The organism is Primorskyibacter flagellatus (assembly GCF_014638275.1).
Lineage (GTDB): Bacteria > Pseudomonadota > Alphaproteobacteria > Rhodobacterales > Rhodobacteraceae > Pseudooceanicola > Pseudooceanicola flagellatus_A.
This window is the reverse complement of sequence record NZ_BMFJ01000001.1, coordinates 907,535-923,971: the sequence shown is the minus strand read 5'-3', so window position 1 is coordinate 923,971 and position 16,437 is coordinate 907,535. Positions and strand designations below refer to the sequence as shown.

The window sequence follows — 16,437 nt, the reverse complement described above, 5'->3', positions numbered from 1 at the left end:
ATCCGCCCCGCCCCGCGCCAGTGTGCCGCGACGCGAAAAGGGGGCCAGATGCCGCGCAAGATCATCATCGACACCGATCCCGGACAGGACGACGCCGTCGCCATTCTGCTGGCGCTGGCCAGCCCCGAGGAGATCGAGGTGCTTGGCATCACTGCCGTCGCCGGCAATGTCCCGCTCGACCTGACCGCGAAGAACGCCCGCATCGTCTGCGAATTGGCCGGAAAGCCCGACACCCGGGTCTTTGCCGGCTGTGACCGCCCGCTCGGCCGCGCACTTGTCACCGCCGAACATGTCCACGGGAAGACGGGGCTGAACGGCCCGAAACTGCCCGATCCGAAGATGCCGCTGCAGGACCAGCACGCCGTCGATTTCATCATCGACACCCTGCGCGATCACGACGAAGGCACGGTGACGCTCTGCCCGCTCGGCCCGCTGACGAACATCGCCGCCGCCTTCAAGCGCGCGCCCGACATCGTCGAGAAGGTGCAGGAAATCGTGCTCATGGGCGGGGCCTATTTCGAGGTCGGTAACATCACCCCGGCCGCCGAATTCAACATTTACGTCGACCCGCAGGCTGCTGAAATCGTGTTCAAATCCGGCGCGCCGATTGTCGTCATGCCGCTCGACGTCACGCACAGAGCGCTGGTGACCCCCGAACGGAACGAAGCCTTCCGGGCGCTTGGCACGAAGGTCGGCATTGCCGTGGCCGAGATGACCGATTTCTTCGAGCGTTTCGACAAGGAGAAATACGGCTCCGACGGCGCACCGCTGCACGATCCCTGCGTCACCGCCTACCTGATCCGGCCCGACCTGTTCTCGGGCCGCCGCATCAACGTGGAGATCGAGACGCAGTCGGAACTGACCATGGGCATGACCGTGGCCGATTGGTGGGGCGTCACGAAACGTCCGAAGAACGCGCTCTTCATGGGCGACATCGACGCGCAGGGCTTCTTCGACCTGCTGACCGAAAGGCTGGCCCGCCTGTGACCGCGATCAATCTGGCAACGCCGGACGACCTGACCCGCCTGCTGCCCCTCGTCCGCGCCTTCCACGAGGAAGCGGGCATTCCGGTAGACGAGGACGCACGCCTCGCCGCGCTCACGCCGCTACTCGAAGGCTCCCCTCATGGCGCAGCCTGGCTGATCGGCCCGGCCCGCGCACCGATCGGATACGTGGTGATCTCCTTCGGCTGGTCGGTGGAGTTCGGCGGCATGGACGGCTTTGTCGACGAACTCTACATCCGCCCCTCCGTGCGCGGCCGCGGGCTTGGGACAGAGGTGCTTACCCATCTCCCCAAGACGCTTTCCGCCACCGGGCTGAAGGCGATCCATCTCGAGGTCTCCCGCGTCGCGATCAAGACGCAGGAGGCCTACAAGCGCGCCGGTTTCCAGCCCCGTCACGACTACCTTCTGATGACGCGGAAGTTCTGAGCTAGTCCAGGAACTGCTCCCAGGGCCACTGCCAGTTGTCGGCCAACACGCCCTCGGCAATCGTTTCGGCCGCGGCGCCGGCCGCTGCGGAGGCGATGGCGGATCCCGCCACAACCCCGACGATCCCGACCCACCCCACGGGAGTCGTGACGAGAAGGGTCATGGCAACTCCGGCCGCAAGGCTGCCCGCATAGTCGGCGACGATGCCGATCTTTTCGGCCTTGGTATCGGCGGATTGGTAAGCGTCGTGGGCGCTTGCGATACTCAGGGCCTTCAGGCCGACGAACGCGGCCCCTCCACCAATCGCGACCCGCTTCAGGCTCTTCGAATACTTCACGTAGCTGCGGGCCCTCTCCACCCCCTTGGCAGTCCGGTCCACACGCAACGAGAGGTTCGCCGATTTCGGGGAAAAGGCCTCGGCGACATCCGTGAAGAACAGTTTCTCCAGCGCGCCGGATGTCCGGCGTATGGTCCGGATATTCCTCGTTCGGAGATTGCCGTAGCTCGACGGTTTCGTCAGCCCCGACTGGTGACCGCGATATTCCTTGATGATCTCTTGCAGCTTGGGCCGCATCTTGAGCGCCGTGATCGCCGCGGTGAGCGCGAAGTCATCCGGGCTTCCGCTGACCATCCTGTGTCCCAGAGCGAACAGCAGCGACTGGACGGCCGGTTCCGATGCCTCGACCTCCTGTGCGAGGTTCGAATGCATCGCAATCTCGTCATCCGAAAGCCGGACTGGAGCGGAACCGGTTTCGGTCCCCGGGGTCTGAAGCGTTGCCGGTTCAGGCATGATGATGACTTGCCCCGGATAGACCAGGTCGAGCGACTTGATCTTGGGATTGTGCATCAGGACGAATTTGCTCAGTTCATCCCGATTCCTGGTCGCCGTTGTCCGGCCGTACAAATCGTTCATGATCTGATAGACGCTGTCTCCACGCCTGACCTTGTAATGTCGAACAACCACCCCAGACTCCTCGCAGACAGACACCAAGAGCCACACTGCACGTGAACATCCCCTTCGACAACAGCTTTGCCCGCCTGCCCGCGACGCTCTTCACCCGGCTCGATCCGACGCCGGTGGCAGCGCCCCGCCTGCTTGCCTGGAACACGGCGCTGGCCGAGGAGCTTGGCATCGCGGGTCCGCCGGACGCGGCAGTCTTTGCCGGCAACACCGTACCCGATGGCGCCGCCCCCCTCGCCCAGGCCTATGCGGGGCATCAGTTCGGCGGCTTCTCGCCCTCCCTCGGTGACGGCCGGGCGCTGCTGCTTGGCGAGGTGGTCGACCGCCACGGCCACCGTCGGGACATCCAGCTCAAGGGCTCCGGCCCCACGCCCTATTCCCGCGCCGGGGACGGGCGGGCCTGGCTTGGCCCCGTCCTGCGCGAATACACGGTGTCCGAGGCGATGCATGCCCTTGGCGTCCCCACCACCCGCGCCCTCGCCGCCGTCGCGACCGGAGAGGTCATCCGCCGGGAAACCGACCTGCCCGGCGCGGTCCTGACCCGCGTCGCTGCCAGCCACCTGCGCGTTGGCCATTTCGAATATTTCGCCGCGCGGGGCGACAAGGAGTCCCTGCAGGCGCTCTACGATCACGCGGTCGCGCGTCACGACCCCGAGGCCGCCAACCCGCTGGATTTCCTGAACGGCGTTATCGCGCGCCAGTCCCGCCTGGTTGCGCAGTGGATGGGGCTCGGCTTCATCCATGGCGTCATGAACACCGACAACACCTCCATCTCGGGCGAGACCATCGATTACGGCCCCTGTGCCTTCATGGACGCGTACCACCCGGATACCGTGTTCAGTTCCATCGACCGCCACGGACGCTACGCCTGGTCCAACCAGCCCCGGATTCTGCCGTGGAACATGGCCAAGCTCGCCTCGGCCCTGCTGCTTCTGATGCCGGATCCCGAAGCCGCGATCCCTGCCTTCACCGAAGCCGTGCACGCCATGCCCGACCGGATCGAAGCCGAGCGACTGCGGGTCTTCGCGGCCAAGATCGGCATAACGACCCCCCGGCCCGAGGACGGCGCGCTGATCGACGATCTCCTCACCCTGATGCAGGCCGGGGCGTCGGATTTCACCAACACCTTCCGTGCCCTTCCCGGCAACGACGCAAAAGACCAGATCGCCGACCGGGAGGCGTTTCTGGACTGGACCGCGCGCTGGCACGACCGGCTGGCAGAGGAACCCGATCCGCACTCCCTGATGATGCGCACCAATCCGGCGGTCATCCCGCGCAACCATCGGGTCGAACAGATGATCGCCGCCGCGGTCGAAGGCGACATGACCCCCTTCGAAACCCTCGCCGCCGCGCTCGCCACGCCCTACGACGCGCCGGCGGATGATACTCTCGCCGCGCCGCCGGCGCAGCATGAGGTCGTCACCGCCACGTTCTGCGGCACCTGAGGACCTGTGAACCACTGGCTCCGACATCTCCCGACGTGACGACAGGGCAAGGGGCGGAGTACGACGCGACGCGCCCGCGCCTCACCGCGCACGCCGGTTGATCAGCACGATCCCGGCCGACACCAGCGCCAGCGAAACCAGCACCGACAGGTGCAGCCGCTCCCCCAGGATCGCCCAGCCCATGACCACCGACAGGACCGGCGTGAGGAAGGCAAAGCTCGCCACGCTCGACGCCGGGTAGACCTTGAGCAGGTAGAACCAGAACAGGAAGCCGAAGCTGGCCACCAGCAGCACCTGATAGGCCATGAGCCAGGCATGCTCTGCCCCGAAGTCCCGCACCAGCGGCCCGAACAGCGGTGCAAGGGCCGGCAGCAGCAGTGCCGACACGCCCAGTTGCCAGAGCTGATGCGCCTCGGGTGGCGCTTCCGATATCCGGCTCACCCGGACCGTCAGCGCGATGCCAGCCCAGCACACCGATCCCATTAGTGCCAGCAGGTCCCCCGCAAGGCTCGCCTCGCCTCCGCTGCGGTCGCTGAGCACGATCGCCACGCCGAGAAAGGCACAGACCAGCCCCGCCACCTTCACCGGCGTCAGCCGGTCGTCCGGGATCAGCAGATGCGCCCCGAGGCTCAGGAACATCGGCATGGTGTAGAAGATGATCGAGGCCCGGGACACCGCCGTCAGATCCAGCGCGATGTAGAGCCCGATGAACTCTGCTGTGAACAGCACGCCAAGCAGGACGCCGGGCCAGAAGTACCGCCGGAACGACCCCGGACGCACCCCGCGCAGCAGCACCCATCCCAGGATGACGAGGAAGGCGAGAACCGACCGCACCCCCGCCTGGAACACCGGCGACAGCCCCGTCGCCGTCAGCTTCATGACGATCTGGTTTCCGGCAAGGATGGTGGCGATGACAAGCAGCCCGGCCGCGCCCGGCAGATCGATCTGGGATTTCCTCATGGCGCGCATCCCAAGCACACCATACGGCAGCGTCAATCGCTATTTGCGCCACTTCCGGAAAAGCCGGGGATTGCGCGAAACGAAGTACTCGATGGTCCCGGTCAGCCCGCCAAGCGCGCGGCCCCGCAGGTAGGCATAGCCCGACCCGGCACCGATCAGTGCTCCGCCCATGTCGACGATCAGGTCGCCCATGGTGTCCATCAGTCCCGACTTCTGCATGTTGGTGCCGAAGCTCTGGTCCATGGCAAATTCGAACACCTCCCACATCGCGCCGATCGCCAGCGCGAAGCAGAAGGCGAAGAAGGCGATGGCAGAAGGCGGGGCGGCAAACCGGTCGCCCTGGAACATCATGAAGACCAGCACGAATCCGGTCAGCCCGAACCCGATGGCCGATCCGCCGTGCATCGCGATGTCCCACCACCAGAAGCGGTTGTAGAAGTCAAAGACCTCGCCCAGGAAGATCGTGCCGCCGACAAAGGCCACGACCGCCAGCATGAAGCCCGGCGGCACCTCGACCTCTGCCCATCTCGCCACGTAGACCGGCACCATCGACAGCCCGAGCGTGAGCATCGCGATGAAGGCCAGCGAAAGGCGGCCCGTAATCAGTGCCTCTGCCGCAACAAGCACCAGCGCGGCCCAGATTGCGCGGGTCAAAAGCGACTGCCTGCGGAACATGGGTGACAAATCTCCGGTGCGGTTCAATTCTCCCCCTATGAAAGCACGCGAACTCGTCCTGACAACCTGGAACCTGCAGAAATGCGTCGGCATGGACCTCCGCCGCAACCCCGGGCGCACGCTGGATGTGCTGGCCGACACCGGCGCGCAGCTGGCCGTGCTGCAGGAGGTGGACAAGCGCCTGCCGCCCCGTCCCGCCGCGCTCCCGCGAGAGATGGTGCGTGCGGCAGGGTGGAGCGTGCTGGACTTCAGCCCCCTCGGGCCCGGCGGGCCTTCCCTCGGCTGGCACGGCAACACCATGCTGACCCGCCCCGGCATCGGCGTGATCTCCCTGCACCGCCTCGACCTGCCCGGGTTTGAACCGCGCGGCGCGATCCGGGCAGAGCTCGACACGCCTCTCGGGCCCCTGCGGGTGATCGGAACCCACCTCGGCCTGCGCCGCCGCGACCGCCTGCGCCAGCTGCACGCCCTGTCGCAGATGCTGGAGCGGCTGAATGACAGACCAACCGTTCTGGCCGGAGACGTCAACGAGTGGCGCAGCATCACGACCCTGGGTCACGCCATCCGCCAGCTGCGGTTCCTGGACAGCCCGCCGAGCTATCCCGCCCCGCGCCCGCTCGGCGCGCTGGACCGGATCGCCCTCTCACCGCACCTCTCCGCCACCCGGCCGAAGGTCCACACGGCGCAGCCCGCCCGCATCGCCTCCGACCATCTGCCGCTGGTGACGACACTGCGCACAACTGGTCCGGCGGACTGCAACGTGCTATCGGACCGCAACCCCGAGGGATAGCCGCATGCCCCTGACCCCGAGTCCGACCGCCACGCTCCCTCCACCACCGGAGATCATATGACACGCTGGATCGTCCTCCTGCGCGGCGTGAACGTCGGCGGCCACGGCAAGCTGCCCATGGCCGAACTGCGTGCCGCACTCACGAAGGCCGGCGCGGAGGATGTCGCCACCTATATCCAGTCCGGCAACATCGTGATGAGCCTGCCGGAAACCGTCGCCGCAAAGGTCGCCGACTGGACCTCTGACCTGATCGCACAGACCTTCGGCCATCGCCCTGCCGCTTTGGCATGGACGAAGCCCGACTTTGCCGGCTTCATCCATGCCAATCCCTATCCGGCGCCGGAGACTCCGAAATTCCTCCACTTCCACCTTTTTTCCGGGACCCCTGCCGGTGACGCGTTGGAAAAACTCCGCCCGTTGCTCTACCCGGGAGAAGAGATGACACTGACCCCGAACTGTCTCTACCACTGGCCACCCGCCGGCTATGGCAGGTCGAAGGTCGCCGAATGGGTGCCAAGGGCCCTTGGCGTGCCGACCACGGCGCGCAACCTGAATTCGATGCGCGCGATCCTCGAACTCGCCTGACGCGCCTGCAGCGCGTCGCCTCCGGCGGGGATATTTTCAGCAAGATGAAACGGACAGGCCATTCATCTTGCCCCAAGTATCCCGGGGGGAGTCACTCCAGTGACGGGGGGCGACGCCCCCCTGCGCCGCCGCCACTGGACACTGCCCTGCCCGCTGCTAGGCTCCGCCGCAAACGAACAGGAGCCTCTAATGACCCTCGACGCCGTCCTATCCCGCATCGACGCCGATCTGCCCGCCGCGACCGACCGGCTGCTCGACCTTCTGCGCATCCCTTCGATCTCCACCGATCCCGCCTACAAGGCCGACTGCGACCGCGCTGCCGACTGGCTGGTGGCCGATCTGCAATCGCTCGGCGCGACGGCCGAAAAACGGCCGACCCCCGGCCATCCGATGGTGGTCGGCCATATCGGCGAGGGCGCGCCGCACCTTCTGTTCTACGGACACTACGACGTGCAGCCGGTCGATCCGCTCGAACTCTGGGACCGCGACCCATTCGATCCTGAGATCCAGGAGGGGCCGAAGGGCAAGGTCATCCGCGGACGCGGGTCTTCGGACGACAAGGGCCAGCTGATGACCTTCGTGGAGGCCTGCCGCGCCTGGATCGCAGAGAACGGTGCGCTGCCCTGCAGGATCACCTTCTTCTTCGAGGGCGAGGAGGAGAGCGGCTCCCCCTCCCTCATCCCCTTCATGAAGGAGAACGCGGACGAGCTGAAAACCGACATCGCCCTGATCTGCGACACCGGCCTCTTTGGCGACAGCACCCCCGCCATCGTCACCATGCTGCGCGGGTTGCTGGGTGAGGAACTGACCATCACAGCCGCGTCCAAGGACCTGCATTCCGGCATGTACGGCGGCCCGGCGATGAACCCGATCCGGGTCCTGTCGCGCATTATCACCGGCCTGCATGACGAGACCGGACGGATCACCGTACCCGGCTTCTACGACGGCGTGCCCGAACTGTCGGACGAGATGCGCGCGCAGTGGCAGGGGCTGAACTTCGACCACGCGGGGTTCCTGGGCGAGGTCGGCCTGTCGGTGCCCGCCGGAGAGCAGGACCGCACCCCGCTCGAAATGATCTGGTCCCGCCCGACCTGCGAGGTCAACGGCATCAAGGGCGGCTACACCGGCGAGGGCTTCAAGACCGTATTGCCATCAAAGGCCTCTGCAAAGATCAGCTTCCGGCTGGTCGGCCAGCAGGACCCGCACGAAATCCGCAAGAACTTCCGCGCCTATGTGGAAAGCCAGCTGCCCGCGGACTGCAAGGTCGCCTGGCATGGCCATGGCGCCAGCCCCGCCGGACAGATGCAGATCGACCACCCGGCGTTCGAGGCCGCGCGGCAGGCGCTGTCCGACGAATGGCCCAATCCGGCGGCCTATGTCGGCTGCGGCGGGTCCATCCCGATTGCGGGCTATTTCAAGACCATCCTCGACACAGACGCCATGCTGATCGGCTTCGGCAAGGACGACGACCAGATCCATTCCCCGAACGAGAAGTATGATCTGAGTTCCTTCCACCGCGGCATCCGGAGCTGGGCGCGCATCCTCGACGCCCTGACATGATCCCCGGTTTCGCGGATCACGCGGAGGTTCTGCACGGCGCCCGCGTCGCCTGGTCGGAGGGCGGTGACGGACCGCCCGTTCTGCTGTTGCATGGATTTCCCCAGACCCGCGCGCTCTGGGCCCGGATCGGTCCGGAGCTTGTGCGAAACCACCGCGTCATAGCCGCCGACCTGCGCGGCTACGGCGACAGCGAGAAACCGGCGGGGGTGGAGGACGCCTCCTTCCGCGCCATGGGCCGGGACCTGCTGAACCTCATGTCCCACCTCGGGCACGCGCGGTTCCACCTGATCGGCCATGACCGGGGCGCAAGGACCGCGCACCGGATGGTGCTGGACGCGCCCGAACGGATCGCGACGGTGCAGCTTCTGGACATCATCCCGACGCATCTGCTGCTGTCGGAGCTGCGCCAGGACACTGCGCGCGCCTATTTCCACTGGTTCTTTCTGTCCCAGCCCGAACCCTTCCCGGAACGGCTGATCGGCGCCGACCCGGACTTCTTCTTCGAAACCTGCATGGCCGGGCTCGCCCCGTCCGCACTGGAGGGCTTCGATGCAGAGCAGATGGAGGCCTACCGCACGGCCTGGCGCAAGCCGGAGGTGATCCGCGGGCTCTGCAACGACTACCGCGCCGCGATCGACATCGACGTCGCGCTGGATGCCGCCGACCTCGGCCGCCGCATGACCTGCCCCGTGCATGTCCTCTGGGGCGCGGAGGGTGTCATGGGCAAACAATACGACGTGCCCGCCACCTGGGCCGACCGCTGCGCCGCGCCGCCCCGCGCCACGCCCCTGCCGGGCGGGCATTTCTTTCCGGACACCGCACCGCGGGAGACCGCCGCCGCGCTCGCGGGCTTTCTTGCAGACCACCCGTTCTGATCAGAGAACGCCGACGAACCGCTCCGGCAAGGTGAACAGCAGCGGGCGCTTCTGGCGGTCGAATTCGTACATGCCCTGATCGCCGCGCGGCCGGAAGGTGTCCGCCATCTCCGCGCGGTAGTCGGTCATGTCGAACCCGTCGATCCGTTCGTAGCGGGCGAACTCTTCGAACACGGCCCGGTCCTCTCCCCGTGCCTCCGCGAACCAGTGCTTGCCGATGGAGGCATCCTTGTGATCGGCGACACCAACCGCCTCCGTCACCGCGTTGCGGCGGTCCATGACCTCGGCATAGGTCGGGAAGTCGCAGTATTTGAGGTGAAAGAGATAGAGGTATTCCGGCGCGATCAGTTCCGGGAAGGTCGTGTAATGCCCGCCCCGCGCGACCTTGACGGCGGCAGAGATCACACAGGGTTTGGAGTAATGCCCGGCCAGCCGCACATGACGGCGCGGACCGATGACAGGCCCGGTGATGGGGTCGGGTTCCTCATCGACGATATGCACGATCTCGAGCCCGAGCGGCGTGAACACCCGGTTCGACCGCCGGCGTTCAAGAAACTCCAGCAGCCCGCGCCCCGCCGCCGGGTCGACGACGACGATCTCGTCCACGTCACCGATCACGACATGGGTGTAGTAGTTGCGCAGACCAGCCAGCAGACCGTTCAGCAGCCGCCAGCGTTTCGCGTCGAAATTCTTGTGGTGATCGCCGGGCAGGCCGATGACATTGGCGCCGCGCGCCATCTCGGCCACACCCTCTCCGCGACCGTGGTTGATGACGTAGCAGTTCTCCAGCCCGAACTGTCCGCCATAGTAGTCCAGCCAGATCCGCAGGAAGAACAGGTCGTCGCGCACCATGGTCACGGCGCAGGCGGTGGATTGCATCTCGGCCTCGCAAACTGACGCGCTTCGGCGTCTCGGGCGCGACCATAGCCCGGGGAAAATGGCAAACGTAAGGAATTTCCGCCTGGGGTCCGCAAAGCGTTGCACGGATGCAAGGGCTCAGATCGGGCGCTTCAGCAACTCCAGCAGCGGGGTCTGCAGCGGCTCCACCCGGACCAGATCGTTGCCGCGCTGCGCAATGGCGTTCACAAGCGCCTCCGGGTCCGCCATGGGCAGGCGGAGCAGATCCTCCAGCGCGATCTCCCACCACCGGCTGGCCTGCAGGGCGGCGCAGATCTCCTCGGGGAACCGGGTGCGGATCACCCGCCCCGGATTGCCGCCGACGATGGTGTAGGGCGCGACATCCTTCGTCACGACCGCCCCGCCGGTGATGACCGCCCCGTCGCCGATGCTGATGCCGCCACGCAGTACCGCGCCCTCGCCGATCCAGACGTCATGCCCGATCCTCAGCGCCCCGCGCTGCGGCTGCGGGGTCGGAACCGGATCGGTGATGGCCGGACGTCGCCCCGTCTCCGCCTCCCGGTCGCGGGCGTAGGCGGTGAAGAACTCGCGGTTTTCATGAAAGAAGACCGAGGAGGTCGAGGCCGCTTCAACCGGATGCCGGAACCCGATGAAGGTGATCTTCATCCCGACAGAGCAGAACCGCCCGAAGCTGGCCGTCGCCGGAAAGGCCGAGGCGACCTCGGTGAAGGACCCCATGGCGGGCACCTGGTCTCCTTCGGCGATGGTCGAATAGGGCTCCACCACCGAATCGGGCCGGATGACGATGCTCTGCCCCTCCTTCCAGCGGCGCGGATAGACTTTCGGAGAGGGCTTGCCCCGCATCCCCGTGCGCTTCTGGAAGATCGACAGGGAGTCGAGCCGGCGGTGAAGGGCGTCGGTGACCTCGATGCGTGCCATATGTGTCCTGCCTGTGGTTCGTGGCGACCTTAACAGGCGGTTGCACAGGGGCACAGGGGGGCGTTGGCGCTTGCTCTCAGAGCTTCTCCGAAGCTCTTGCCGCTCAACGGTGTACTTGAAGGGAAGGAGTTGGCTTTTGGCCTTGCGAAGAGCGCTGGCTCTCAGAGCTTCTTCGAAGCTCTTGCCGCTCGACGGCGCGCTTGCGGGAACGGGGTTGGCTTTTCGCCTTGCGAAAAGCTTTAAGTGGCGCGGTTGACGGGGCTCGAACCCGCGACCCCCGGCGTGACAGGCCGGTACTCTAACCGACTGAGCTACAACCGCGCGTGGAGGGCGGGATAGGTCATGGGCCCCGACCCGTCAAGCGGGAAATTGGCGAAAGGTGCAGGCAGGTGCGTCTGACGTGGTCGGCGGAGACGCTGCGGGTGTGGAAAATGGCCGGTGGCGGGCGCAGTGTACCAGACCTTCTTCGCAGGTCTTGCTGCTCAACGGCGTGCTTGTGGGAATGTGGTTCGCATTTCGCCTTGCGAAAAGCTTGGAATGGCGCGGTTGACGGGGCTCGAACCCGCGACCCCCGGCGTGACAGGCCGGTACTCTAACCGACTGAGCTACAACCGCGCATCTGCTGTGGCGGCGGGTCTACGGATTGCCGCCCCGCCCGTCAAGCGCGATTTGCACCGTAGTTCAGCCTCGGCCCCGCCGGGACAGACCGCGCGCGGTTTCAGGCCGATCCGCCCCACGGCAGAGCCGGAAACCCAGATTTCCCTTCGCAAACCGCGCATTTCGGGTAAGGATCGCGGCGTCGGAACTCCGATCAACCCGCCGGGGGCGCAGTCCATCCCCCGCCGGACCGGGATCCCGCACCGCAGCGATGCGCGAATTGCAATCGTGTTGCGTCATGTTACGATGATTTTGTATCTCCGGGGAGATTGCGATGAACGCCCCTTTTTCCCAGGCCGACCGGATCGGCAGATTTCACACCGATCTCGGCAAGGACGCGCTGGTCCTGCTGCGCTTCACCGGCACCGACGCGATGAACGCGCTGTTCCATTACCGGGTGGAGGCGCTGTCGACCGACCCGGACGTCAAGTTCGACGACCTGCTCGGCACCCATGGCCGGGTGGAGATCGACAATTTCGTCGGCGAGCCCGTCTGGTTCGACGGCATCATCACCCGCGCGGTCTGGGTCGGCGTGGACGAGAACGGCCACCGCTATGACCTTGAACTCCGCCCCTGGACCTGGCTGGCGGGCAAGCGGCGCAACCAGCGCATCTTCCACGAACAGACCGCCCCCGAAATCATCGAGGCCGTGCTGAATGCCTACGGCGCCCTGGGCGACCCGCATGTCGAGAACAAGCTGGTCAACGCCTACCCGACGCTTGAATATACGGTGCAATACCGGGAAAGCGATCTAGACTTCGTCATGCGCATGATGCAGCGCTTCGGGATCAGCTTCCACTTCACCCACAAGGACGGCTCCCACACGCTGGTGATGACCGACAGCGTCGACGAACATCCCACGATCACCGGCGAAACGCGGCCCTACAAGCCCGTCGACGGCCACCACCAGCAGGAAGAGGAACATTTCGAGGAGTTCCGCCCCGAACGCAACATCACCACCGGGGCGTACCGGGCGGCGGATTACAACTTCAAGACCCCGAACGCCTCGATGGAGACCAGCTACGACCTGCCCGCCGAATACCAGCAGAGCGACTGGGAAAGCTACGACTACCCCGGCGATTACCTTGAGAACGACGACGGCAACAACCGAGTCGCCCCGATCCGGATGGAGCAGGAGCGCGCGCTGGACCGCCAGATCCATGCCTCCGGCGACATCGCGCCGCTGAAATCCGGGGTGAAGATCGGCGTGACCGGCGACCATCTTCCCTCCGTGCTCAAGGAAACCTACCTCTGCCTCGGCGCCACCCACAGCTATGTCTCGGATGCCTATGCGACCGGCGGCGGCGGCAGCGGGGAAACCTATGCCTATGCCGGGCGCTTCCTGCTCCAGCCCGTCTCCGCCCCGATGCGGCCGCAGCGCGTCACGCCCATCCCCGTTGTTCAGGGTCCGCAGACCGCCAAGGTCGTCGGCCAGGGGGAAATCGACTGCGACGAATACGGCCGCATCCTCGTGCAGTTCCACTGGGATCTCGACGGTTCCTACTCCATGCGCTGCCGCGTCTCGCAGAACTGGGCGTCGCGGGGATGGGGCGGAATGATCATTCCGCGAATCGGCATGGAGGTGGTCGTCGAATTCCTCGAAGGTGACCCGGACAAGCCGCTGGTCACCGGCTGCGTCTACAACGGTGCCAACGACCCGCCCTATGCCCTGCCGGACCACAAGACGAAGTCGGTGTTCAAGACCAACACGCACCAGGGGTCGGGCTTCAACGAACTGTCTTTCGAGGACCAGGCCAACGAGGAACTGATCTACATGCACGGCCAGAAGGATCAGGAGATCGTGATCCAGAACGACCGCATGAAGACCATCGGGCGGGATGAATCCAACACCATAGGCCAGGACCGCACCCAGTCCGTCGGCCAGAACGAAACCATGAACGTCGGTCAGGACCAGACCGAAACCATCGGCCGCGACGTCGTCTACACGGTCGGACAGAACCAGCAGGAAAGCTACGGCAAGGACCATGTCCAGACCGTCGGCAACATCCACAAGCAGGACATCGGCACGGACCACCTCGTCACCATCGGCGGCAACCACGAGGAAACGGTGATGGGAAAGTCGACGCTGAACGTGACGCAGCAGATCACCAACAACACCGGCGAACACACCCTGATGGCCTTCAAGAAATTCGTCATCAAGGGACCGGGCGGCAAGATCACCATCGACCCCTCGGGCATCACGATGGAGGCACCGATGATCACCCTGAAGGGCAAGGTCGCCATGGGCGGGTTCGGAACGGCGCAGGTCCCGACACTGCAGGGCGCGGCCAAGAAGGCCCTGCCGCTGGTCGAGGAATGCGAGAAGAAGAAATAACCCCGGGCCGCAAGCGACAGGCCCGCCAAGGCAATCCCCTTCCCTGATCCCCCTATCCCGATGTCCCTGACCCGAGCCCAGACCGCCCCCCTGGTGCCGCTTGACGGCACCGCGCCGCCATCCGCTCCGCTGCCCGCGCTGGCGCTGTCGGACCTGCTGGCCAAGCGTCACGGAATGGTCCTTCTGGATGGCGCGGTCCTGCCCAACCTGACCGACATGCTGGAAGCTGACGGGGTAGAGCATCATTCGCTCTGGGGGGAGGATGACGACACCGTCCCCTTCGGCCCGTGGCTGGCCGTGCTGGATCCCGCCAACCCCTTTACCCGCAAACTGTTCACCCGCTCCGATGCGCCCTGGCATCTCTGGGGCCGCTCGCGCCCGGTCTTCCTGCACAGCCCCGCCGGGGCGGAACTGGTGGCAGAACACCTCAAGCCTTTCGTCCGGATGCGGGATCCCGAAGGGCACGTCCGGCTGTTCCGCTTCTGGGACGGCGCGGTCTTTTCCGGATATGCCGATGCCACGCAGGACCGCCCGGAAAGACTGCATCGTTTCTTTGGCCAGTGGCGCGGCGCGCCGTTGATCCCTGCCTTCTGGACTCCGTCGCCCGACACGTCAGACACCCTTGTGGCCTATCGCCTTTCCGCCCTGCCCGACCCCGCCGCGCCGCTTCTCGGCCCCGTATTCGACGCTGAGGATCTGCAGAACTTCCGCGTCGCCGCTGACCGCCAGATGCTCGCCCGCGTTACGGACCGGCTGGCCAAGGGGTTCGGCAACTTTGGCCCCGACCATGGTGGCCAGCCCGCCACCTATGCCGACGGGGCGCTGAAATTCATCCGGCGCTACGGGCCGGGACAGTCGCAGGACATCGAACAGGACTGCATCGAACTGGCCATGCTTGCCTTTCTTCTTGGCCCCAACTGGTCCACAGTCCTGAATGGCCCCCTGATGAGAGAGACCATGATCCCGATCTCCAAACGCATCGCCATGCTCAAGCAAAGCTACCTGACCGCGCTTGCCACCACGCCGCTGCCGGAAGGGACGGCCTAGATGGCCGCCCCCGCAGCCGCCGTCCCCGCCGCCGTCTACGTGGCCGGCGCCGGTCTGGTTGCCGGAGCGGTGTGGCTGATGACCCCCGCCGGACAGCGCGCCTCGCAATCGCTTGGCGAGGCGATCGTCGACGGCGGTGCGACGGCGGTCGACAATATCCGCAACCTCATCCAGGGCGAGGAGGAGGACACCGCTCCGCCCCAGGCGATCCCGCAGACCCAGGCCGACACCGACACCGCGACCCGCAGGTGCGACGGCCCGCATCGGGGACGGTTCCAGGCTCAGGGCTACCGTCCGTCGCAGGAACCCCGCCCCGTCGAAACCTCCGTCCCATGGGTGCGCGACTGTTTCGCGCCGCAGCGCGCCGAGGGGCGCGGCATGGTCTCTCTCCTGCTGGTGCAGACGCAGGCCATCAGCCGTCAGGGCGCCGGTCTGCGCGGGGCCTGTTTTTCCAGGATGAGCCAGCATGTGAACTCCGCCCCGCCCTCCGGCTTCACCGCCGGGCACCGCGCGGGGTGGGGCATCAACCCCGCCGGCCAGGTGCGCCGCAACACTGCCGCCGGCCCGAACGCGCCGCGCGTCGACCTGGAAGTGCAGGCGGGCCGCGCCTTCGGAGACGTCTGATGGTTCTCGACGGCTACAAGGATCTGCCCGGCTTTCCCTTCGCGGACTATTTCCGCGACCTGTCCCAGTACACGAACGCCCAGCTCTACTGGCTCGCCGTGCTGCGCCATGCCATCGGGTTCAAGGAAACCGACTGGCAGCCCGAACTGCGCCCCGTCGATCTGGACGACGACATGTACACCGGCCACGTGATTTCGCTGGTCAACACAGCCGCCGCCAAGGTGATCTGGATCCAGACCCTCAGCCTTGCCGGGGAGGTCAACATGGCCCTGCGCGAAAACGGCCCGATGGACATCGGGAATGTCCCCGAGGAACTCGACCCCGAGGACCGTGCCGGCATCGCCGCAGGCATCCCGGAGACCGAAATCGTGCAGGAAACCGAGGCCTATTACCGCCCCTTCTCCGCCTGGGTCGAATCCGCGACCCGCTGGCAGCACGACCACGACCATCCGGAACATGGGGAGGACGTTCCGGTCGAACGGCTGATCCTGACGTCGGAAATCTCGGAAGCCTGCGAACCCCTCGCGATCCAGGCGCTTGAGAGCTTTCTGGAAAAGGGTCCGGCAATGAAAAGGGTGAATTCGGTTTTCGTCCGGTCCGACTGACCGGTCGCATTGCAGAACACTCTTTCTGCGTCGGCCGCCACCCGCCCCTTGAGTTCGCGTTCTGCGACCCGCGCGCACCGGCTGTTCCGCG

General features: G+C 66.0%; 16 protein-coding genes and 2 tRNA genes. 11 read left to right on the top strand and 7 right to left on the bottom strand.

Features of this window, described 5'->3' with window-relative positions; all coding sequences use genetic code 11:
- The first annotated feature begins 48 nt into the window (after window positions 1-48).
- Together IEV87_RS04540 and IEV87_RS04535 are read left to right on the top strand one after the other, a co-directional pair.
- On the top strand, window positions 49-987 hold the full coding sequence (locus IEV87_RS04540) for a nucleoside hydrolase (protein WP_188476478.1): 939 nt from the start codon (window positions 49-51) through the stop codon (window positions 985-987).
- Window positions 984-1,430 carry a GNAT family N-acetyltransferase gene (locus tag IEV87_RS04535; RefSeq protein ID WP_188476477.1) on the top strand — a complete coding sequence of 149 codons (447 nt, stop codon included), beginning with the start codon at window positions 984-986 and terminating at the stop codon, window positions 1,428-1,430. Before IEV87_RS04540 ends, IEV87_RS04535 begins: the two co-directional genes overlap by 4 nt.
- Window position 1,431: 1 nt before the next feature.
- Here IEV87_RS04535 and IEV87_RS04530 read toward each other — a convergent pair whose 3' ends face one another.
- A complete protein-coding gene (locus IEV87_RS04530; protein WP_188476476.1) occupies window positions 1,432-2,430 on the bottom strand; it encodes a hypothetical protein in 999 nt (332 codons plus the stop codon).
- Here IEV87_RS04530 and IEV87_RS04525 point away from each other — a divergent pair.
- The gene (locus tag IEV87_RS04525; RefSeq protein WP_188478341.1) at window positions 2,430-3,836 is read left to right on the top strand and encodes a protein adenylyltransferase SelO; all 1,407 of its coding nucleotides are present in this window, start codon (window positions 2,430-2,432) and stop codon (window positions 3,834-3,836) included. The two genes, IEV87_RS04530 and IEV87_RS04525, sit on opposite strands and share 1 nt — an antisense overlap.
- Before the next feature lie 81 nt (window positions 3,837-3,917).
- Here IEV87_RS04525 and IEV87_RS04520 read toward each other — a convergent pair whose 3' ends face one another.
- Entirely contained in the window at window positions 3,918-4,796 is an 879-nt protein-coding gene (locus IEV87_RS04520; protein ID WP_308419879.1) for a DMT family transporter, read from the bottom strand.
- 39 nt (window positions 4,797-4,835) lie between these two features.
- Window positions 4,836-5,471: a hypothetical protein gene (locus tag IEV87_RS04515; protein WP_188476475.1), complete on the bottom strand. Its 636-nt coding sequence runs from the start codon at window positions 5,469-5,471 to the stop codon at window positions 4,836-4,838.
- 37 nt (window positions 5,472-5,508) lie between these two features.
- Here IEV87_RS04515 and IEV87_RS04510 point away from each other — a divergent pair, with 37 nt between their 5' ends.
- The 4 genes from IEV87_RS04510 to IEV87_RS04495 all read left to right on the top strand — a co-directional run bounded on the left by IEV87_RS04510 (window position 5,509) and on the right by IEV87_RS04495 (window position 9,281).
- Window positions 5,509-6,261 carry an endonuclease/exonuclease/phosphatase family protein gene (locus IEV87_RS04510; protein WP_188476474.1) on the top strand — a complete coding sequence of 251 codons (753 nt, stop codon included), beginning with the start codon at window positions 5,509-5,511 and terminating at the stop codon, window positions 6,259-6,261.
- A gap of 57 nt (window positions 6,262-6,318) precedes the next feature.
- A complete protein-coding gene (locus tag IEV87_RS04505) occupies window positions 6,319-6,846 on the top strand; it encodes a DUF1697 domain-containing protein (protein WP_188476473.1) in 528 nt (175 codons plus the stop codon).
- Window positions 6,847-7,035: 189 nt separating this feature from the next.
- A complete protein-coding gene (locus IEV87_RS04500; protein WP_188476472.1) occupies window positions 7,036-8,406 on the top strand; it encodes a M20/M25/M40 family metallo-hydrolase in 1,371 nt (456 codons plus the stop codon).
- The gene (locus IEV87_RS04495; protein ID WP_188476471.1) at window positions 8,403-9,281 is read left to right on the top strand and encodes an alpha/beta fold hydrolase; all 879 of its coding nucleotides are present in this window, start codon (window positions 8,403-8,405) and stop codon (window positions 9,279-9,281) included. The genes IEV87_RS04500 and IEV87_RS04495 overlap by 4 nt, the downstream gene beginning before the upstream one ends.
- On the opposite strand, the gene IEV87_RS04490 is transcribed toward IEV87_RS04495, so the two are convergent.
- The 4 genes from IEV87_RS04490 to IEV87_RS04475 form a co-directional block, all read right to left on the bottom strand.
- Complete coding sequence (locus tag IEV87_RS04490) at window positions 9,282-10,160, bottom strand: glycosyltransferase family 2 protein (protein ID WP_188476470.1); 879 nt, start codon at window positions 10,158-10,160, stop codon at window positions 9,282-9,284.
- Between the two features lie 117 nt (window positions 10,161-10,277).
- Entirely contained in the window at window positions 10,278-11,078 is an 801-nt protein-coding gene (locus IEV87_RS04485; RefSeq protein WP_188476469.1) for a CatB-related O-acetyltransferase, read from the bottom strand.
- Between the two features lie 244 nt (window positions 11,079-11,322).
- Window positions 11,323-11,399, bottom strand: a tRNA-Asp gene (locus tag IEV87_RS04480).
- 217 nt (window positions 11,400-11,616) lie between these two features.
- Window positions 11,617-11,693: transfer RNA gene (locus IEV87_RS04475), tRNA-Asp, on the bottom strand.
- Between the two features lie 316 nt (window positions 11,694-12,009).
- On the opposite strand from IEV87_RS04475, the gene IEV87_RS04470 reads away from it, so the two are divergent.
- From IEV87_RS04470 to IEV87_RS04455, 4 genes are read left to right on the top strand one after another with little or no spacing between them, the layout of a single operon-like run.
- Window positions 12,010-14,070 (top strand): type VI secretion system Vgr family protein, encoded by a 2,061-nt coding sequence (locus IEV87_RS04470; RefSeq protein ID WP_188476468.1) that lies wholly within the window; start codon window positions 12,010-12,012, stop codon window positions 14,068-14,070.
- A 60-nt stretch (window positions 14,071-14,130) separates the two neighbouring features.
- Entirely contained in the window at window positions 14,131-15,117 is a 987-nt protein-coding gene (locus tag IEV87_RS04465) for a DUF4123 domain-containing protein (protein WP_188476467.1), read from the top strand.
- Window positions 15,118-15,741 carry a hypothetical protein gene (locus tag IEV87_RS04460; protein WP_188476466.1) on the top strand — a complete coding sequence of 208 codons (624 nt, stop codon included), beginning with the start codon at window positions 15,118-15,120 and terminating at the stop codon, window positions 15,739-15,741.
- Entirely contained in the window at window positions 15,741-16,346 is a 606-nt protein-coding gene (locus IEV87_RS04455; protein WP_188476465.1) for a hypothetical protein, read from the top strand. Before IEV87_RS04460 ends, IEV87_RS04455 begins: the two co-directional genes overlap by 1 nt.
- Window positions 16,347-16,437 lie beyond the last annotated feature (91 nt).